The following is a 20,271-nucleotide window of genomic DNA, read 5'->3' as shown; positions in this document are numbered from 1 at the left end:
GTAATATAAAAGATTATATTGCGTGTTAGTTTAAATTATAATTAAATTTATTATATATTTATAGTTTATTATAAAATATCTGGCATATCCATGTTTGTCTCTTTTTCTGTATCAGCTACATTTTCAAATACAACTTCTACAGGTGCTCCATGGTGATGACTATCATCAGGTTTATCCACAAACTTAGTAAGGGCTTTATGGAAGTCAAGTTTTACAGTACCAATAGGTCCATTTCTTTGTTTACCTATGATGATTTCTGCTTCCTCAACTGGCTTATCAACAAAATTAGATTTGTATTCTTCACCTTTATCTTTTGCTTCTTTTTCTTTTCTAGCTTCATCTCTTTGTTTATATACATCATCTCTATATACAAACATAATAATATCAGCATCCTGCTCAATAGCCCCAGACTCTCTTAAGTCTGATAACATAGGTCTTTTATCAGGCCTGTTTTCAAGTCCCCTATTTAACTGAGAAAGTGCAACAATAGGTATTTTCATTTCCCTTGCAAGCATTTTAAGACCCCTTGAAATATCAGAAACTTCTTGGTGTCTATCTTTATTTCCAGTACCTTGCATAAGTTGCAAGTAGTCAATAACAACCATTGAAATATTATTATCATCATTTTGTGCAAGTTTACGTACTCTTGCTCTTAATTGGTTAATATTAATACTACCACCATCATCAACAAAAAGTTTCTTAGTATTTAAATCATCAAAAGCCGAACTCAAATTTGACCATTGATTATCATCTAAATCACCTTTTCTTAAATTTTGTAAAGGAATAGAAGTTTTAGCTGCAAGCATTCTAAGCATTAGTTGCTCTGCAGGCATTTCAAGTGAGAAAAAAATCACACCTCTATTAGCTTCAACATTAGCTAAAGCCATATTTAAAACAACGGCAGTATTATGAGTAACTGTCATATCTTCTAAAAGGAATAGTTTATTACCATCTATCTCAAAACCATAGTAATCATCAACTATATCTTTTTCGATAGTTATTCCTGTTTGATTCCATGTTCTATTGCAAGTCCACTCTTTAGCTTTTTTTCTTTCAATTTTTGTAGGAATAATATCAATATTTCCAAATATTCTTACTCTAAAAACTTGACATTTATAGTCAATATCTTTTATTGATGCTTCTTTTTCAATAAGAGAAGTTCTAAATCCCAAAGAATCACATAAAAACTTAATATCTTTTGCTAAAGACTCATCTTTTTGAGTTATTTCAAAGCCATTAGCAGCTTTGTCATAATGACCATCACTATCTAAAAGTCCAGCTAAAAGTTCTAATCTTTTTTGTTTTGAATTAATTAAATAGTTTTTAGGGATATGTTTATTTTCAAGCAAGTTTTCTTTTCTCAAAAGTCCTTCTAAAGAAAAAGTTGTTTTGCCATCTACTTTACCCTCATTTCTTATTGAATACTCAGGGCATTTACCCTCTGCTATATATTCTTTCAATTTTAAGTTTAAACTTTTTGCATAAAAATCTAAATAATCTATAATCTCTTTGTCTTCTGTATAAATAGCTGGCTTTCTACTTGCTCCATCACCTAACCATAAACCTAAGAAATATGGATCTAAAACAGTATCATTCTCTTTAAAATCAACTGGAACTTTATAACCTTTATAGTTACTTTTAAACTTATCGCTTTTTTCTAAATACTCTTTTACATTTATATTTAAAATATCACCATTTTTATGTGGTCCTTCTGTACGACTTCTTTTTAAAGATAATATATGAGATTCATTAACTCTATAATCAATTCCTTTATTCTGTCGAACCCAATACATTTGTTCTTTACCAGTTGTAGTTGAAAGTACATTTCGAGGATGAGAATCATCTCCCATTAACTTATCTCCAACTTTTACATCTTCTACATTTTTTAAAGAACCATCATACATTAAAACTTTTGTGCCTTTTGCTAAACACTTACCCATCGCAGGCCTAGCAGCGATGATTACTAAATCACCTTCATTTAGTCCTGTTGTTCTTCTATCTAGTGCATCAAAACCTGTTGTTTCACCTATTAAGTGTGTATTCCCAAGTTCTTTCATTCTTTTTATATATGAAAGAGTGTCACTTGTGATATGTTCCATATCTTTTAGTTCTGTTGTAGCACTATCTGTTGAGATTTTATATAACTCACCTTGGATAGTATCTAAAGCATCATTTGCAGGTATTTCTTCTTCGATTGCTACTTTTTTAATAGTAGTTGCTAGAGTTGATAGCTCTCTTTTTATTGAACCATCTTTTATTTCTCTTACATAAGCAATTGTATTTGTGATTGGGTTTGCTGAAAGTATTTCTATTAAAATAGAATCATCAACTTCCTTTTGATCAAGTCTTTTTCTAATAAACTCTTCATCAATAGGCATATCTTCTTCATGAAGTTTAATCATAACTTCATAAATTTTTTGATGAGCAGGAAGATAAAAGTCTTTTGCTTTTAAAACCCCTAAAATCTCTTCTAACTCATCTGGATTAAATAAAATAGAACTTAATACAGCTCTTTCTATATTTATACTATATACACTATCCATTATTTTCTTTTTTGTGCTTCAAGTTCTACTTCTTCAACAAACTTATTTATAAGTTCATCACCTTTTAGCCTAGCAAGAATTTCACCTCTTTTCATAACTAAACCACTTCCTTTTCCAAAAGCAATAGCAACGTCAGCACTTTTAGCCTCACCAATTGCATTTACAACACATCCCATAACAGAAACATCTAAAGGAGTTTTAATATGATTTGTTCTTTTCTCAATCTCTGCAACTGCACTTACTAAATCAGCTTCAATTCTTCCACAAGTAGGACAAGATACGATATTTAATCCCTCTTTTGCAATTCCTACATCTTTTAAGATTGCTTTTCCTACTTTAATTTCCTCTTCTAACTCACCTGTCATAGAAACTCTTAAAGTATCACCTATACCATCAAGTAGAAGTGAACCTAAGGCTATTGAAGATTTTATAGTAGAGTGGAACTGTGTTCCAGCTTCTGTAACACCTAAATGAAAAGCATAATTATTCATAGGTCTTAACATTCTATAAGCTTGAACTGTTCTTTGAACATCACTAGCTTTTAGAGATACTTTTAAATCTGTAAAACCTAAATCTTCTAAATACTTGATATTATAATCAGCACTTGCTACCATTCCCTCAGGTGTTTGACCATATTTATCTTCAAATTGTTTTTCAAGTGAACCTGAATTAACTCCAATTCTAATAGGAATTTGTCTTTCTTGACAAGCTTTCACAACCTCCGCTACTCTTTTCTTATCACCTATATTTCCTGGATTAATTCTAATACAGTCAACTACCTCTGCTGCTTTTAATGCTAGTTTATATTTAAAATGTATATCTGCAACTAAAGGTAAATCAACTTGACTTTTTATATCTTTCAAAGCATTAGCAGCATCCATATCAGGCACTGCAACTCTTACAATATCAGCTCCTGCAAAGTGTAAAGCTCTTATTTGCTCTACTGTTGCAGCAACATCACTTGTTTTTGTAAATGTCATTGATTGTACTGGAATTGGTGCATCACCACCAACTAGTACATTTCCTACTTTTATTTGTTTTGTTGGGTATCTTTTTATCATGAAGAGATTTTATCTAAAAAAGATTAAATTTTTGTCAAAAACTTTTTAAAGTTTTCTTATGAATTGATTAGATATACTATCGCATATTATGTAAAGGAAATCTATGCAAGAGTTTACTATTTTTGATATGGTAATACTTGGTATTACTTTAGTGTTAGGACTTAAAGGGCTTTTTAGAGGTCTAATCAAAGAAGTTTTTGGAATTATTGGGATAATTGGTGCAATTTTTGTTGCTTCAAGAATATCTGAAAATATTGGAGATTTAATAGCTCCTATTTTAGCTTTAGAAAATGAAACAACTATTAAATTAATAGGTTTTATTGTTGCATTAATTGGATTTTGGATTCTTGTTTACTTATTAGGAATGATTATAAGCAAAATCTTTAGTGCAAGTGGATTAGGTATAGTTGATAGAATTTTTGGATTTATATTTGGTGCAGGTAAGGTATTTTTAATTTTCTCTGTTATTGCTTATGCATTATATCAAGTAGAATCATTTAAAAAAGCAATTGATGATAAAACAGCAGGTTCTGTTGTAATGCCTCATTTAGTTAGTGTTGGTTCATATATTATAAAACTAGATACTACTAAAATCACTGATTCAGTAGGTGGTGCAGTTGATAAAGTAGTTGAGACTACAAAAGAAGCTACATCAACAGAAACTAAACCAACTTCACAAAAAGTTCAAGAAGCTTTAGAAAATACAAAAAATGAAGTAAGTAAAACAGTTGAAGATACAGTAAATGATGTTAAAAAATCAGTTGAACAAGAAGTTATCAATAAAGTTGAACAACAACTTGAAGATACAAAAACTGCAACACAAAAGCAAATTGATACTGTAAAAGAAAAACTTAATAGCATAGCAAATACACAAGAAAATAAAGAAGAAAATAACTAAAGGAATTTTATATTGTTTGAAAATAAATATATACAACAAAGAATTGATAAAGCAGATAGATTAAGAGATTTAGGTGTTAATCCATACGCAAATAATAGTGATAGAAATACGACAATTAGTAAATATTTAAATGTTAATACAGATATTTTTCAAAAAGAAGATAAAAGAGATGAAAATAGACACTATACAGTTGCAGGAAGAATTAAATTTTTCAGACTTATGGGTAAAGCATCATTTTTAAAAATCGAAGATGAATCAGGAATATTACAAATTTATGTAGCAAGAGACAATTTACCAGAAGGTTTCTACAATGACATTTTCAAGAAAAATGTAGAAGTTGGTGATATTATTGAAGTAAGTGGTTACCCTTTTGTTACAAATAAAGGTGAGTTATCACTGCATGTACATGATTTAAAAATTCTTACTAAATCTATCTCTCCATTACCTGAAAAATACCATGGTATTCAAGATAAGGAGTTAAGATATAGACAAAGATATTTAGACTTAATCATGAACTCACAAGTTAGAAAAACTTTCCATGTAAGATCAAAAGTTATCTCACTTACAAGAAGATTCTTTGAAGATAAAGGTTTCTTAGAAGTTGAAACTCCTATGATGCACCCAATTGCAGGTGGAGCAAATGCTAAACCATTCACGACTCATCACAATGCCTTAAATGTAGATAGATTTTTAAGAATTGCACCTGAGTTATACTTAAAAAGATGTATTGTTGGTGGATTTGAAGCTGTATTTGAAATAAATAGATGTTTTAGAAATGAAGGAATGGATGCTACACATAATCCTGAATTTACTTCTATTGAGTTTTACTGGGCTTATAAAACGTATAAAGACTTAATTGAACTTACAAAAGAGTACTTTGAGTATTTATTTGAACACTTAGATTTACCTACAACTTTACCTTATGGTGAACTTGAAATTGACTTCACTAAATTTAGCGAAGTTCCTTTAATTGAATCACTTACAAGTATTGGTGGAGTTCCAGCTGATATTACAGAAGATAAAGACAAAATTATTGCCTTTATGAAAGAGAAAAACTTAGATGTAAATGAAGCTATGAATTTAGGTCAATTACAAGGTGAGCTATTTGATGAATATGTAGAAGATAAACTTATCAACCCTACTTTCATTACAGAATATCCAGTTGAAATCTCACCACTTGCTAGAAGAAATGATGAAAAACCACATTTAACTGATAGATTTGAGTTATTTATCGCAGGTAAAGAAATTGCAAATGCCTTCTCTGAGCTTAATGATCCATTAGATCAACTAGGAAGATTTGAAGGACAAATGGCTGCAAAAGAATCTGGTGGAGATGATGAAGCACATGAAATGGATGAAGACTTTGTAAATGCCTTATCATATGGAATGGCTCCATGTGCTGGACAAGGTATTGGTATGGATAGATTAGTAATGATGCTTACAAATGAGCACTCTATTAGAGATGTACTATTATTCCCAGCAATGAAACCAATCAAACATGAAATTGATCTTCATGGAGAAGAGGAAGATTAAGAGTTACTAACTCTTATTTCTTAGGAAAAAGAAAAATAATATAGGAGAAAACTATGAGCTATATATCAAACGCATCGTTAAAAGAGGCAGATAAAGAGATATTTGATATCGTTGAGCAAGAGTTAGATAGACAAACAACACACTTAGAAATGATTGCAAGTGAGAACTTTACTTCACCTGCTGTTATGGAAACTATGGGTTCAGTATTTACAAACAAATATGCTGAGGGTTACCCTTATAAAAGATATTATGGTGGATGTGAATTTGCTGATGCTGCTGAGCAATTAGCAATTGATAGAGCTTGTGAAATCTTTGGATGTTCTTATGCAAATGTACAACCACATTCAGGTTCACAAGCAAATGGTGCTGTTTATGCAGCATTATTAAAAGCTGGTGATAAAATCTTAGGTATGGACTTATCTCATGGTGGTCACTTAACTCATGGTTCTAAACCATCATTCTCAGGTAAGAACTACCAAGCATTCTACTACGGTGTAGAATTAGATGGTAGAATTAACTATGATAAAGTAATGGAAATTGCTAAAATCACTCAACCAAAAATCATCGTTTGTGGAGCTTCTGCTTACGCAAGAGAAATTGATTTTTCTAAATTTAGAGAAATTGCTGATGCAGTTGGTGCTATTTTATTTGCTGATATTGCACATATTGCTGGATTAGTTGCAGCAGGTGAGCATATGAGTCCATTCCCTTATGCTGATGTAGTAACTTCAACAACTCATAAGACTTTAAGAGGTCCAAGAGGTGGTATTATTTTATCAAATGATGAAGATATTGCTAAGAAAATCAATTCTGCTATTTTCCCAGGATTACAAGGTGGACCATTAGTTCACGTAATGGCAGCAAAAGCAGTAGCATTTAAAGAGATTTTAGCACCTGAATGGAAAGATTATGCTAAGCAAGTAAAAGCAAATGCAGCTAAACTTGGTGAAGTATTAGTTTCAAGAGGATACGATATTGTATCTGGTGGAACAGATAATCACTTAGTATTAGTATCTTTCTTAAACAAAGAATTTTCAGGAAAAGATGCAGATGCAGCATTACAAAACGCTGGAATTACTGTAAATAAAAATACAGTACCAGGTGAAACAAGATCTCCATTTGTAACATCAGGGGTTAGAATTGGATCACCTGCTTTAACAGCAAGAGGAATGAAAGAGCAAGAGTTTGAATTAATTGCAAACAAAATTGCTGATATTTTAGACGATATTGAGAACACTGAATTACAAGCAAGTATTAAGGCTGAACTTAAAGATTTAGCTAATAACTTTGTTATTTACACTCAGTCTACTTACTAAATTTTGATAAATAAGGATCAATTATGGAAATTAAAGGCGATGATTTTTTAAAAAAAATCCAAGTACATCAAGAAAGAGAAGAGTTAGAACAAAAACTAAATGAACTAGAAGAAGTTGAAAACCATATCGGGCAGTCAACTTCACCTGATTTTAATAACACTCCTCCTAAATCTCCAAGAGTCAATGAAGACCCAAGTGAGCAAGAACTAGATAATATAATGCTTCAATCTTCAAAATCAAATGAAGAAAACAAGAAAAGATATCTAATCTTAGGTTTAGTATTGGTTGTTGTATTTTTATTAACTATTATTGTTATTCGCCTTTTAACAGATAGTCCAAAAGAAGATCCTTTTACATCAAATCAAACAGAAACACAATTAGCTCAAACAGGTGAAGATGCAAATATTGAAGAAAACTTTCAAAAAATCATGAATGATAGAGTTAAAAAAAGTAATGATGATGAAGAAATAATCTCAGAAGAAAAACTAAATGAGATTAAACAAAGTGTAATTCAAGAAGAAGAACCTAAAAAAGAAGCTTCAATTGAAGAGAGTGATTTAGATGCTACAATTGCTAAAATTAAAGAGCAAAAGAAAAAAGAAGTAGAAGAGAAAAAAGAAGAAGTTAAAAAAGAAATAAAAAAAGAAGAACCTAAAGTTACAAAACAAGAACCTAAGAAAACTGTTAAACAATTGATTCAAAACACTTCAGATGCAGCTCCAAAAGGATATTTTGTACAAATTGGTGCCTTTAGTAAAACACCAAGTGCAAGCTATATAAATAAAATAAGAGATGCAAACTTAAAATATAAAATATATAAAGTTGAAGTAAAAGGAAAAATGTACAATAAAGTACTTATAGGACCATATTCTTCTAGAGCAACAGCTAAGCAGAATATAGATGATATAAAGAAAAAACTGAACCTAAGCGGTGCTTATGTTCTTAAATTTTAGACTGGAAGATTAATGAATTTTTATAGTAAAGAACTATTTTTAGACCAATTTACACCTGTTTCAATTTATGAAAAGATAAAAGCTTTATATACAAATGAAGTAACTTTTCTTTTTGAAAGTACTATCAATTCAAGTGATGGGAACTACTCATTTATTGTAATTGGAGCAAGAGAAAGAGTTTGGTATGAAAATGGTATTTGTTACTTTAAAAATGAAGAGGGAATTACAAAAGAAGTCGACTCTAACCCTTTAAAATTTTTACAAAAATATTATAAAGATTTTGACAAAGATTTTTATAAACAAAAAGCACAAGAGCTTGGTATTGGTTTTGTAGATGGATTTATTGGGAATATTGGCTATGATATTGGTAAAGAGTTTGAGCCAACACTTAAAAAATCAATGAACTCTTTGGAAGACCAGTTAAATATCCCTGATTTAGATTTAATTAGACCAAATATAATTTTAGGTTTTTCACATAAAACATCTAAACTAATTATGTTAACTTCTATTGACTCATTAAAAAATGAGCTTGAAAAAATAGAAAAAGAGCTTTATACTCCTTATGTATATCAAGCCCCTAAAAAAGCTGAAATTTTAGATGAAGGTAAGTTTAATTTCACAAAAGAACAATTTTTTGATATGGTTGCTCGTTCAAAAGAAATGATTAGATCAGGGGATGTATTCCAAATTCTGATGTCAAATCGATTTATCCAAAAAGCAAAGGTTGATAACTTAAGTTTTTATAGATCTCTTCGAAGTAAAAACCCAAGTCCTTATTTAATTTTCCTAGAGTATGAAAACTTTTGTATCGCAGGAAGTTCACCTGAGGTTATGGTAAAACTAGTTGATGGACACTTGCTTTTAAGACCAATTGCAGGAACAAGAAAAAGAGGTAAGACTTTAGAAAAAGACTTACAAATGGAAAATGAGCTTAAAAATGATTCAAAAGAAAATGCTGAACATCTAATGCTTGTTGACCTTGGAAGAAATGATGTGGGAAGAGTTGCAAAAGCAGGAACTGTAAAAGTTACAGACTTAATGAGAATTGAAAAATACTCACATGTTATGCATATAGTATCTGATGTAGAAGCTGTTATTGATGATACAAAGTATGATATGTTTGATTTATTTATGGCTACTTTTACAGCAGGAACTATGACAGGAGCTCCAAAAATTAGGGCAATGGAATTAATCGCTCAATTTGAAGGTATCAAAAGAAACTTCTATTCAGGAAGTATTGGATACTTTGGATTTGATGGAAATATGGATAGTTGTATTACTATTAGAACAACAATGCTTACAGATGACACTGTAATTTTCCAAGCAGGTGCTGGTGTTGTAGCTGATTCTATTCCAGAAGATGAATATCTAGAAGTTCACAACAAACTTGCTGCAAATATAGCAACACTAAAAGACTTATCTTAATAAATCAAACTTTTATTCTCTTCTTTATTTAATATTGGATATGATTTCATCATTGAAATAATCCAATATTAAAGGACCTACTTTGTTACTTGGCGTAAATATAGACCACATTGCTGTTTTAAGAGAAGCTAGAAAAATCAACGACCCAAACCCACTAGATGCTGTAAGTATTTGTAAGCTTTCAGGAGCTGATCAAATCACTATACACTTAAGAGAAGATAGACGTCATATACATGATAATGATGCAAAAGTAATAATTGAACAATCTGCACTTCCTGTAAATTTAGAGTGTGCAATTGATGAAGATATTATAGATATTGTTTGTAAATTGAAACCTGCACGTGCTACCTTAGTACCTGAAAAAAGAGAAGAAGTTACGACTGAGGGTGGACTTGACTTAAAAGGTTCATATAAAAAACTTCAAAAAGCTATTAAAAAACTTCATGCAAATGAAATTGAAGTTTCTCTTTTTATTGACCCAAATAAAGAAGCAATTGAATTATCAAAAAAACTAAATGTTGAGTGGATTGAACTTCACACAGGTTCTTTTGCAAATATCTACGCAATGCTTAATACAAATCTTAGAAATACACACCATAGTATTAAAGAGTTAGAATTAAGTAAAAAAGAGTTAAACATAAAACTTCAAAACTCTATTGGTGAGTTAAAAAAAGCTAGTAAATTAGCAATAAAAAATGATTTGAAAGTTGCAGCAGGGCATGGACTCAATTATCAAAATGTAATTTTAGTTTCAAATATTCAAGGAATTGAAGAGCTTAATATCGGACAAAGTATTATTGCAAGATCTGTATTTACAGGCTTAAAAGATGCAATTATTGAAATGAAAAACTTAATAAAATAAGGTAAAAAATGAAACCTAAAATAGCAATAAGTATTGGTGATTTAAATGGTATTGGTATTGAAATAGCACTAAGAACACATGAAAAAATATCACAATACTGTAATCCAATATACTGTATAAGTAACAAAATGCTTAAACGTGCAGCAAATGAACTAAAACTTGAAATTCCTCAAGACTTTATAACTACTAAAGTTAAAGGTGAACATGAAATAAAAGCAGGAGTTGTTACTAGAAAAGCAGGTAAATACTCATTTGATTCATTTATGGAAGCCATTACTTTAGCTGATAAAGGTGAAGTTGATGCTGTTTGTACTCTTCCTATTAACAAAGAGTCATGGAGTAAAGCAGATATAAAATATAAAGGTCACACAGAAGTTCTAAGAGACTACTTTGGGAAAAATGCAATTATGATGCTTGGATGTAAAAAAATGTTTGTAGGGCTTTTTACAGAACATATCCCCTTAAGAAAAGTGGCTAAAAAAGTAAATGAAGAGGATTTGACTCAATTTTTAATAGACTTTTATAAAAATGTAAAAGCCAAAAATATTGGCGTTTTAGGTCTTAATCCCCATGCAAGTGACAATGGTGTTTTAGGGGAAGAAGAAGTACAAATATTCAAAGCCATTAAAAATGCAAATAAAATTTTAGAAAAAGATATTTTCAAAGGGCCATTAGTTCCTGATACTGCGTTTTCACCAATGTCTAGAAAAAGCTATACATACTTTGTAGCCATGTATCATGACCAAGGCTTAGCACCACTAAAAGCTTTATATTTTGATCAAAGTATAAATGTAAGTTTAAATCTTCCAATTATAAGAACTTCTGTTGATCATGGAACAGCATTTAATATTGCGTATAAAAATCAAAAACTTAATACAAAAAGTTATATAAATGCAATTAAAGAGGCTGTTTCTCTACTAAATAATAAGTAGCAAATGAAAACACTAGAAGCCTGCTATGAAATTAATTTTTCTAAAATTAATTTCATTGAGAGAAAAATAAGAGTAACCCACCCAAAAACAGTAGTAAAAGGTGCTTCAAAAGTAGGCAAAAGCTTTTTAATATATGATTATCTATCAAATTTTAAAACTAATGAATATATTTATATAGACTTAACTGATCCAAGAAATGATATAGAGGAAGTAAAACTACATCTAGATGATTTTTTAAGAGAAAAGAAAATCAAAGTTTTAGTAATTGAGAGTTTTGATTTTAGTTTCGAAATCCCATATTGTGAAAGCATAATAATTAGCTCAAATATAGATAAGAAACTAAAAGGCTTTAGAGATATTACAGTACTTCCTTTGGATTTTGAAGAGTACTTACTTCATGATAAAAGATACCAAAACACAACTCAAAGTTTTAATAACTTCTTAAAATATGGTAATTTACCAGAAGTTTTAAACTTTGAAGAGCACAGGAAGATACAAAGACTGCAAGAAGTTATAAAACTTCAAGCAAAAGATAATACACATTTTGAGATTTTAAATATTTTATTTGAAAATGTAGATGAAAAGAAATCTTTATATCAATTATTTAACACTTTAAAAACTAAAATAAAAATATCAAAAGATAAGTTTTATAATACTTGTAAAAATTTAGAGCATGAAAATACAATATATTTTCTTCCTAAATTCAATCAAGAAAAAGCAACAAAAAAAATCTACTCATATAATCACTCTTTTTTAAATATAATAAGTCATAATAAAAAGTTTAAAAATGAGTTTGCAAATATGATTTTCTTAGAATTAATACATAAAAATAAAGAAATTTACTACTTAGATTATATTGATTTTTATATCAAAGATACCAGTCAAGCAATAGTTGCTATTCCTTTTTTTAATACTTTTTTAATGAATTCAACTTTAAAGAAAATATATAAAAATATGAGTGAACATAATATTGAAGAACTTTTTATTATAACTATTTCAAATACTGAGATAATTAAGCATAAAAAATACAAAATAAATGTACTTCCCTTTTATGAATGGGCTTTAAGTTAAGCTATTGTTAATCAAATATTAATCTAAACTTAGATATAATCGCAAAATTGTAAAGGAACATAGATGAATAAAAGAGTACTTGTAAAATTTTCCGGAGAAGCATTAGCTGGTGCTGAAGGTTATGGTATAGATACTAAAATCCTAGACTATATCGCAAATGAAATTAAAGAGCTAGTTGATAACGGTATTGAAGTTGGTATTGTTATTGGTGGAGGAAACATCATTAGAGGTGTTACTGCTGCTGCTGATGGTGTTATCAAAAGAACTAGTGCAGATTATATGGGTATGTTAGGAACTGTTATAAATGGTGTTGCAATGCAAGAAGCATTAGAGCACAAGGGTTTAAGTGCTAGATTACAAACTGCAATTAAAATGGAACAATTAGCTGAACCATTTATTGTAAGAAAAGCAATGAGACACTTAGAAAAAGGCAGAGTTGTAATATTTAGTGCGGGAACTGGTAACCCATACTTTACAACTGATACAGCTGCAACTTTAAGAGCTACAGAGATTGGTGCATCTATGCTAATCAAAGCTACTAAAGTTGACGGAGTATATGATAAAGATCCAATGAAATTTGATGATGCTATTAAGCTTGATACAATTTCATATGATAGAGCTTTAGAAGATCATATCAAAGTTATGGATGACACTGCAATTGCACTTGCAAAAGATAACAAGCTTCCAATTGTTGTTGCAAACATGAATGAAAAAAGCAATTTACTAAACATCGTAAATGGTGATTACAGTAAATGTTCAATTGTTAAATAGAAAAAAAGGATTTTCAATGATGAGATTAGAAGAGAGAATGACAAAAGCCTTAAAGCAAGTAAATAATGACAGATACATCTTAGCTATTGCTGTTGGTCAAAGAGCTGATGAATTAAGTAAAGGTGCTAAACCACTATTAGAACAAAATACACAAAACATGAAATATACTGATATTGCAATTGATGAAATTGCAAATGGTTTTTTAAAAATTGATGGTTTTGTAGAAGAAGAGTAGTTATAAAAGCTTAAAGCTTTTATAACTTAGTTGGTGATCATGGATCCATTTATTACAAAAATTCAAAATATTAATACTATTGAAGATGCATTAGCAGAACTTCACAATCAAACAGAACTTTCCCCTAAACTACAAGATTTAATCAACTTTATTATAAAGGCTCATGAGGGTCAGTTTAGAAAAAGCGGTGAACCATATAGCGTGCACCCTATTCTAGTAGCTTGTATTACCGCACACTTCTCACAAGAAGAAGCTATTATAGCAACTGCCTTACTTCATGACGTTGTTGAAGATACACATTTTTCCCTTGACTATGTAAAAGAAGAATGGGGAAGTGATATTGCTCATATGGTTGATGGATTAACTAAGATTGTAGAAATCAGAGAAACTGAGTTTGTACCATCAAATAACACCAATGACTCAAAACTTATATCCTCAGCTTTAACATTTAGAAAGATGCTTATAGCATCAATCGATGATGTAAGAGTTTTAGTAGTTAAACTTTGTGATAGACTTCACAATATGCTAACACTTTCAGCACTTCCTGCTAATAAGCAAAAAAGAATTGCCGAAGAGACATTAGTAGTTTATGTACCAATTGCAAATAGACTTGGTATTTCTACACTAAAAAATGCACTTGAAGATTTAGCATTTTATTATATCTATCCAAATGAGTATAAAAAAATTGATCAATTTTTAGAAGAACAACAACATGCAATGCAGTTGAACTTCAATAATTTTATATCAACAACAACTAAACTTTTAGAGAAAAATGGCTTTGATCCTGATAAATTTAAAATTTACAGTAGAGTTAAGCACCATTACTCTATATACTTAAAAATGCAAAGAAAAGGTATCTCTATAGATGAAGTGCTTGACTTATTTGCTATTAGGATTTTAGTTGAAGATGATATTGCTTGTTATAAGGCTTTAGGATTTATACATTTAGAGTTTAAGCCTTTAATTTCGAGGTTTAAAGATTATGTAGCAACACCAAAAGAGAATGGTTATCAAACTATTCATACAACTGTTTTTTCAAATTCAAAGATTTATGAAATACAAATTAGATCTTTTGAGATGAATAAAATTGCAGAGTTTGGTATTGCTGCTCATTGGAAATATAAATCAGGTGAAAAAAATACAACAAATCTAAACTGGCTTAAGTCTTTAGAATTCACAAATGATAATATTGAAGAGTTTTATCAAGATACAAAAAATGAGCTACATGGTGAAGATATGGTGGTTTACTCTCCAAAAGGTGAAACATTTAATCTTCCAACAGGCTCAACTGCTTATGATTTTGCCTTTGCTATTCATAGTGATATTGGTAAAAAAGCAACAGCTTGTTATATCAATAAAATCAAAAAACCTTTATTAACAGAACTTAAAAGCACTGATATTGTTTCAATTGAAACAGGAGATAAAGAAATAGCAAGATGTACTTGGTATGATATGGTAAAAACATCAAGAGCAAAAAAACAAATCAAGTTTTTATGTACTCACAGAAAAAGAGAAATTGATGAAATGTCAGGAAAAAATATTATTGATACTATTTTTTCGAGATACCATAATGAAGTATCAAAAAAATATCCATATGAAGCACCATATAAAGTACCTGAAATTCTTGAATACTTTAAATATGTAAAACAAACAGTTGAAAAAAGTATTGTAAAAGATAAGGGTTTAGTTACAAGATTTAAAATCTTAACTAGTAAGGTAAAAGAGTATAAATTTGATAATGTATTAATATATTCAAATTTTAGTATTAATTCTGTATCATTTGACCATTGTTGTCACCCTAAATTTGGTGATGACATTGTTGCATTTAGAAATGGCAATGAAGCAATTTTACACCATAAGATGTGTGATAAAGCATATGAAAAAATAAAACAAAAACATCAAATGCTATTTTGTAAATGGACAAGAGATACTTTATATCAATATAAAATGCTTGTAAGCCTTCCTAATACTAAAGGAGAGTTAGCAAGACTACTTACTTATATGAGCCAATATGAAGGTTATATACTATCAGTGGATTATGGTAGACAAAAGCACTCATATAGACAGTATTGTGATATAGAGTTTGAAATTAATAAAGCAAATATCGATGAAGTTAGAAAAATAATAGAGAAAAAAGTAAAAGTAATAGAGTTTTTTTCAAAAAAAGACGCATATAAAAATTAAGTAAAGGATAAGAGAAGTTAATGGAACAGAAAATACAAGAAGCATTAGCAGAGATAAACAGAGGTACTGCTGAAATAATTGATAATGAAAGAATTGAAAAGCTTGTAAGAAGATATTTTGAAACAGGTGAAAACTTCTATGTAAAAGCTGGATTTGATCCAACTGCTCCTGATTTACATTTAGGACATACAGTTCTAATTCAAAAAATGGCAACGTTCCAAAAATTTGGAGGAATTGTACAATTTCTTATTGGAGACTTTACAGCTAGTATTGGAGATCCAACAGGAAAAAGTGAAACAAGAAAAGTTTTAAGTAATGAACAAGTTCTAAAAAATGCAGAAACATATAAAGAACAAGTATTCAAAATTTTAGATCAAGATAAAACAGAAGTAATGTTTAACTCTAAATGGTTAAATGAATTAGGAACAGCTGGAATTATAAATCTTGCATCAAATTTAACAGTTGCAAGAATGCTTGAAAGAGATGATTTTTCTAAAAGATATGCTTCAAATACTCCAATTGCAGTAAGTGAATTTACATACCCGCTACTACAAGGATATGACTCAGTTGCAATGAATACAGATATTGAAATGGGTGGAACTGACCAAAAGTTTAATTTACTTATGGGAAGAACACTTCAAAAAGCATATAACTGTAAAAAACAGCAAGCTGTACTTATGATGCCTATTTTAGAAGGTTTAGACGGAGTACAAAAGATGTCTAAATCATTAGGTAATTATATTGGTGTAACTGATGAAGCATTTGATATGTTTGGTAAAGTATTATCAATTTCTGATGAATTAATGTGGAGATATTTTGAGCTTTTATCTTCTAAATCTTTAAAAGAAATAGAAGAGTTAAAAACAGCAGTAGAAAATAAAGAAGTTCATCCTAAAGATGCAAAAGATACTTTAGCTATGGAAATTGTTGATAGATACCATGGAGCTGGTGCTGGAGAGAGAGCAAAAGAAGAGTTCAAAAAAGTATTTGCTAAAAAAGATATTCCAACTGAAATGGATGAATATACTTTTGAAGAAAATTCTTGGATTTGTCAAGTATTAGTTGATTCTAACCTTGTAAATTCTACATCACAAGCAAGAAGAGATATAAAAGCTGGTGCTGTTAAAATAAATCAACAAAAAGTAACAGATGATAAACTAAATTTAGTAAACGGTGAGTATATTTTACAAAAAGGTAAAAAGAATTTCGCTAAGATATTAATAAAATAAATAAGGGCTAATTTTGAGAATAGGAAAATATGAAATAAAGCACCCAATTATCCAAGGTGGAATGGGTGTAGGAATAAGTTGGGATCAATTAGCTGGTAATGTAAGTAAAGAAGGTGGATTAGGTGTTATTTCATCTGTAGGTACTGGTTACTACAGAAACAAAAGCGAAAATGTACAAGTAGTAATGAGAAAAGACAAACCTAAAGATGTAGCAAATTTTTATTCAAGAGATTCATTTTTTGAAATTGTTGAGAATGCAAGAAAAATTTGTGGTGATGCACCATTAGCATGTAATATTTTACATGCTTGTAATGACTATGGAAGAATGGTAAAAGATGCTTGTGAAGCAGGTATTAATATTATCATTACAGGGGCTGGTCTTCCTACTAATATGCCAGAATTTACGAAAGATTATCCAGATGTTGCCTTAGTTCCAATTGTATCAAGTGCAAGAGCTTTAAAGCTTATTTGTAAAAAATGGAAAAAATATAATAAAGTTCCAGATGCAATTATCGTTGAAGGTCCACTAAGTGGAGGACATCAAGGATTTAAATATGAAGATTGTTTCAAAGAAGAGTTCCAACTAGAAAATATTGTTGGGCCAGTTATTGAAGAATCTAAAAATTGGGGTGAAGATATTCCAATTATTGCAGCTGGTGGAGTATGGGACAAAAAAGATATTGAAAAATATCAAGCCTTAGGTTGTACTGGTGTACAAATGGCAACAAGATTTATAGGAACATATGAGTGTGATGCTCATGCAAACCTTAAAAATGTTCTTTTAAATGCAAAAGAAGAAGACATTAAATTAGGGAAATCACCTGTTGGATTACCAGCAAGATCTGTTAGAACTAATTTACAATTCTCTATGGAAAATAATACAGCTCCAAAAGTACAATGTATTTCAAACTGTGTAGCTCCTTGTAATAGAGGAGTTGAAGCAAAAGCAGTTGGTTATTGTATTGCAGATAGATTAGGTGCTGCTTATAATGGAGATGAAGATACAGGATTATTCTTTACAGGTGCAAATGGTTATAGAATAAATAAAATCATAACTGTAAAAGAGCTAATTGAAAAACTTACAAAAGGAGAATAAAAATTTTAAAAAAATTTTTTATTCTTAACCTTTTACTAATAACATTTACATTAAATGCTTTTAGTGATAGCTTAAAAGATGAGTACCATTCATCTAAAATGAGCTACCTAAAAGCAGTGCTTAAAAAAGATAATGAGCAAAAAAAACAAGCTTTACAAAAACTAATTATTTTAGGTGAAAAACTAAATAAAGATACAACTACTGATAAGAAAAAACTTGAAATTTTACTTCAAAAAGAAAATAAAACTTTAGGGAAAGAAGTATCAAAACCTAAAAAACAAACAAATACTAAAAATACACAAATACAAACTTCTACAAAAAATAAAATTGAATCTGTATATACAGTTGAAAACAATATAGTAATTAGCTATTCAAAAGAAGTTACAAAAGATGATGTGTTAAGATTTTTTGAATTAAAAAATGATTCTGCAACAAAAGATGTTTATGATTTAAAAGGAAACTTTCCTTTTGCACGAGATACTAAACTATCTATAAAAGGTGTTGATAAAGTTGTTGTAGGACAATTTAAAGCATACACTTTAAGAATTGTAATAGCAAATAAAAGAAATCTTAAGACTTCATATATGGTAGATAGAAAACAAATAATCATTTCAATTGATGACTTAACTGTAAAAAAGAAAGTAGAAACTAAACCAAATAAAAAAGTCATTAACCCATCTATAAAAGAGAATAATTTTATAGATACAAAAAACTCTATTAGAACACTTTATACTCAAGATAATAAAGTCATTGTAGAATTTAATAAAAACATATCTAAAAAAGATGTAAATTATGTTACTTACAAAAATAAAGGCTTTATAGATGAAGTATTTGATATCAAGGGTAAATTTAAGTTTGCCAAACCAATAAAACTTGAAATGAATGGTATTTATAAAATATCAGTAGGACAGGTAAAACCAAATACCTTAAGACTGAGACTTAGCAATAAAAAAGATTTAAAACTAATTTATGTTGTTAATAAAAGACAACTAGTTATAAAGATTTTAAATATTACTCCTACTTCAACATCAAAAGCTATTAATCCTCAATATAATATTTTTAAAGATAAGGTTATAGTAATTGATCCAGGACATGGAAAACATGATGTGGGAGCTATAGGACCTAACAAAAGATATGAGAAGGTAGTAACTTTAAAAGTTTCAAAGCAACTATACACAATGCTTAAAAAAAGAGGATACAAAGTTTATCTTACAAGACATAACGATAAATTTATAAAAGTGAGAAATAGAACTCTATTAGCAAATAAAAAGAATGCTGATATATTTATATCAATTCATGCAAATGCTATTGCTAAAAGTAGAGCAAATAAAGTATCAGGAATTGAAACTTTTTTCTTAAGTCCAGCAAGAAGTGAAAGAGCAAAAAGAGTTGCTGCAAAAGAAAATAGTGTAGATATTAGAAAGATGAGTAACTCTACAAAAGCTGCATTCTTAGAGTCACTAAATAGACCAAGAATTACAGCTTCTCATAAACTTGCTATTGATGTACAAGCAGGATTACTACAATCAGTTAAAAAAAGCTATAAAGGCGTTAATGACTCAGGAGTTAGAGAAGGACCATTTTGGGTTCTTGTAGGGGCTCAGATGCCCTCTATTTTAGTTGAGCTTGGATATATGTCTCATCCAATTGAAAGTAAAAGACTTTATAGTAGTAAATATCAAAAACTATTAGCAAAAGGTATTGCTAATGGAATAGACTCTTACTTTCTAAAAAATCCTTAATCTCATTTATAAGTTTAGATTGTTTTTTCTTTAAAGGTGGTAATTCATCAAGTGAAAAAAACTTAACCTTTGAATTTTCCCAAGATAGATAATTTGTTTTTAGAGTATAATTAACAAATTTACTTTGTAAGCCTTCGATATTATTGGCATTTACCAACCAAACTCCAACATCTTTTTCTAAATTGATTTGTTCAAAATAGTCCTCAAAAATACCTATTTCAATATCTATAGAACTTTCTTCAAAAAACTCTCTTTTAGCGCACTCAAAAGCAGTTTCTTCTTTAAGTTTCATACCCTTTAAACAACCCCATTTTTCCCTGCTCATTACTGATTTACATAATAAGATTTTAATATCGTCTTTTTCTACTAAATATGGAACAACTCCATATGCTTTTGCATGTGATTTCATCTAAACCAAAC

17 protein-coding genes are annotated in these 20,271 nt (G+C 29.5%); 14 read left to right on the top strand and 3 right to left on the bottom strand.

What is annotated here, in order from left to right; translation table 11 throughout:
- Positions 1–68: 68 nt before the first annotated feature.
- On the bottom strand, positions 69–2,543 hold the full coding sequence (gene dnaB, locus NJU99_RS04295; RefSeq protein ID WP_254577494.1) for a replicative DNA helicase: 2,475 nt from the start codon (positions 2,541–2,543) through the stop codon (positions 69–71).
- Positions 2,543–3,604, bottom strand: a complete 1,062-nt coding sequence (gene ispG, locus NJU99_RS04290; protein WP_254577493.1) for a flavodoxin-dependent (E)-4-hydroxy-3-methylbut-2-enyl-diphosphate synthase — start codon at positions 3,602–3,604, stop codon at positions 2,543–2,545. The genes dnaB and ispG overlap by 1 nt, the downstream gene beginning before the upstream one ends.
- Positions 3,605–3,707: 103 nt before the next feature.
- Here ispG and NJU99_RS04285 point away from each other — a divergent pair, with 103 nt between their 5' ends.
- The 14 genes from NJU99_RS04285 (at position 3,708) to NJU99_RS04220 (ending at position 19,851) form a co-directional block, all read left to right on the top strand.
- The gene (locus NJU99_RS04285; protein WP_254577492.1) at positions 3,708–4,502 is read left to right on the top strand and encodes a CvpA family protein; all 795 of its coding nucleotides are present in this window, start codon (positions 3,708–3,710) and stop codon (positions 4,500–4,502) included.
- A 12-nt stretch (positions 4,503–4,514) separates the two neighbouring features.
- Positions 4,515–6,035 (top strand): lysine--tRNA ligase, encoded by a 1,521-nt coding sequence (gene lysS, locus NJU99_RS04280; protein WP_429726347.1) that lies wholly within the window; start codon positions 4,515–4,517, stop codon positions 6,033–6,035.
- A 53-nt stretch (positions 6,036–6,088) separates the two neighbouring features.
- Complete coding sequence (locus NJU99_RS04275; RefSeq protein ID WP_254577491.1) at positions 6,089–7,351, top strand: serine hydroxymethyltransferase; 1,263 nt, start codon at positions 6,089–6,091, stop codon at positions 7,349–7,351.
- A 23-nt stretch (positions 7,352–7,374) separates the two neighbouring features.
- Positions 7,375–8,304: an SPOR domain-containing protein gene (locus NJU99_RS04270; RefSeq protein ID WP_254577490.1), complete on the top strand. Its 930-nt coding sequence runs from the start codon at positions 7,375–7,377 to the stop codon at positions 8,302–8,304.
- Positions 8,305–8,316: 12 nt separating this feature from the next.
- A complete protein-coding gene (locus NJU99_RS04265; RefSeq protein WP_254577489.1) occupies positions 8,317–9,729 on the top strand; it encodes an anthranilate synthase component I family protein in 1,413 nt (470 codons plus the stop codon).
- 82 nt (positions 9,730–9,811) lie between these two features.
- Positions 9,812–10,591 carry a pyridoxine 5'-phosphate synthase gene (locus NJU99_RS04260; protein ID WP_254577488.1) on the top strand — a complete coding sequence of 260 codons (780 nt, stop codon included), beginning with the start codon at positions 9,812–9,814 and terminating at the stop codon, positions 10,589–10,591.
- Between the two features lie 8 nt (positions 10,592–10,599).
- Entirely contained in the window at positions 10,600–11,523 is a 924-nt protein-coding gene (gene pdxA, locus NJU99_RS04255; protein ID WP_254577487.1) for a 4-hydroxythreonine-4-phosphate dehydrogenase, read from the top strand.
- Between the two features lie 3 nt (positions 11,524–11,526).
- Positions 11,527–12,594 carry an ATP-binding protein gene (locus tag NJU99_RS04250; RefSeq protein WP_254577486.1) on the top strand — a complete coding sequence of 356 codons (1,068 nt, stop codon included), beginning with the start codon at positions 11,527–11,529 and terminating at the stop codon, positions 12,592–12,594.
- 63 nt (positions 12,595–12,657) lie between these two features.
- A complete protein-coding gene (gene pyrH / locus NJU99_RS04245; RefSeq protein WP_254577485.1) occupies positions 12,658–13,365 on the top strand; it encodes a UMP kinase in 708 nt (235 codons plus the stop codon).
- Positions 13,366–13,381: 16 nt separating this feature from the next.
- Complete coding sequence (locus tag NJU99_RS04240; RefSeq protein WP_254577484.1) at positions 13,382–13,600, top strand: DNA-directed RNA polymerase subunit omega; 219 nt, start codon at positions 13,382–13,384, stop codon at positions 13,598–13,600.
- Between the two features lie 39 nt (positions 13,601–13,639).
- Complete coding sequence (locus NJU99_RS04235; RefSeq protein WP_254577483.1) at positions 13,640–15,784, top strand: RelA/SpoT family protein; 2,145 nt, start codon at positions 13,640–13,642, stop codon at positions 15,782–15,784.
- 20 nt (positions 15,785–15,804) lie between these two features.
- Positions 15,805–17,013 (top strand): tyrosine--tRNA ligase, encoded by a 1,209-nt coding sequence (gene tyrS, locus NJU99_RS04230; protein ID WP_254577482.1) that lies wholly within the window; start codon positions 15,805–15,807, stop codon positions 17,011–17,013.
- Positions 17,014–17,026: 13 nt separating this feature from the next.
- Positions 17,027–18,109 (top strand): nitronate monooxygenase, encoded by a 1,083-nt coding sequence (locus tag NJU99_RS04225; RefSeq protein WP_283256439.1) that lies wholly within the window; start codon positions 17,027–17,029, stop codon positions 18,107–18,109.
- Positions 18,110–18,207: 98 nt separating this feature from the next.
- The gene (locus NJU99_RS04220) at positions 18,208–19,851 is read left to right on the top strand and encodes an N-acetylmuramoyl-L-alanine amidase family protein (RefSeq protein ID WP_254577481.1); all 1,644 of its coding nucleotides are present in this window, start codon (positions 18,208–18,210) and stop codon (positions 19,849–19,851) included.
- On the opposite strand, the gene NJU99_RS04215 is transcribed toward NJU99_RS04220, so the two are convergent.
- Positions 19,814–20,260: an NUDIX domain-containing protein gene (locus NJU99_RS04215; RefSeq protein WP_254577480.1), complete on the bottom strand. Its 447-nt coding sequence runs from the start codon at positions 20,258–20,260 to the stop codon at positions 19,814–19,816. The two genes, NJU99_RS04220 and NJU99_RS04215, sit on opposite strands and share 38 nt — an antisense overlap.
- Positions 20,261–20,271 lie beyond the last annotated feature (11 nt).

The organism is Arcobacter roscoffensis, assembly GCF_024267655.1.
GTDB classification, from domain to species: Bacteria; Campylobacterota; Campylobacteria; order Campylobacterales; family Arcobacteraceae; genus Arcobacter_B; species Arcobacter_B roscoffensis.
This window is presented reverse-complemented; position numbering and strand designations above follow the sequence as displayed.

Bases quoted from the DNA above. Each gene is read 5' to 3' on its own strand.
- NJU99_RS04215 (WP_254577480.1), bottom strand. From the start codon at position 20,260: ATGAAATCACATGCAAAAGCATATGGAGTTGTTCCATATTTAGTAGAA.
- ispG (WP_254577493.1), bottom strand. From the start codon at position 3,604: ATGATAAAAAGATACCCAACAAAACAAATAAAAGTAGGAAATGTACTA.
- pdxA (WP_254577487.1), top strand. From the start codon at position 10,600: ATGAAACCTAAAATAGCAATAAGTATTGGTGATTTAAATGGTATTGGT.
- NJU99_RS04275 (WP_254577491.1), top strand. From the start codon at position 6,089: ATGAGCTATATATCAAACGCATCGTTAAAAGAGGCAGATAAAGAGATA.
- dnaB (WP_254577494.1), bottom strand. From the start codon at position 2,543: ATGGATAGTGTATATAGTATAAATATAGAAAGAGCTGTATTAAGTTCT.
- NJU99_RS04270 (WP_254577490.1), top strand. From the start codon at position 7,375: ATGGAAATTAAAGGCGATGATTTTTTAAAAAAAATCCAAGTACATCAA.
- NJU99_RS04265 (WP_254577489.1), top strand. From the start codon at position 8,317: ATGAATTTTTATAGTAAAGAACTATTTTTAGACCAATTTACACCTGTT.
- tyrS (WP_254577482.1), top strand. From the start codon at position 15,805: ATGGAACAGAAAATACAAGAAGCATTAGCAGAGATAAACAGAGGTACT.
- NJU99_RS04240 (WP_254577484.1), top strand. From the start codon at position 13,382: ATGATGAGATTAGAAGAGAGAATGACAAAAGCCTTAAAGCAAGTAAAT.
- pyrH (WP_254577485.1), top strand. From the start codon at position 12,658: ATGAATAAAAGAGTACTTGTAAAATTTTCCGGAGAAGCATTAGCTGGT.
- NJU99_RS04250 (WP_254577486.1), top strand. From the start codon at position 11,527: ATGAAAACACTAGAAGCCTGCTATGAAATTAATTTTTCTAAAATTAAT.
- NJU99_RS04285 (WP_254577492.1), top strand. From the start codon at position 3,708: ATGCAAGAGTTTACTATTTTTGATATGGTAATACTTGGTATTACTTTA.
- NJU99_RS04235 (WP_254577483.1), top strand. From the start codon at position 13,640: ATGGATCCATTTATTACAAAAATTCAAAATATTAATACTATTGAAGAT.
- NJU99_RS04220 (WP_254577481.1), top strand. From the start codon at position 18,208: ATGAGCTACCTAAAAGCAGTGCTTAAAAAAGATAATGAGCAAAAAAAA.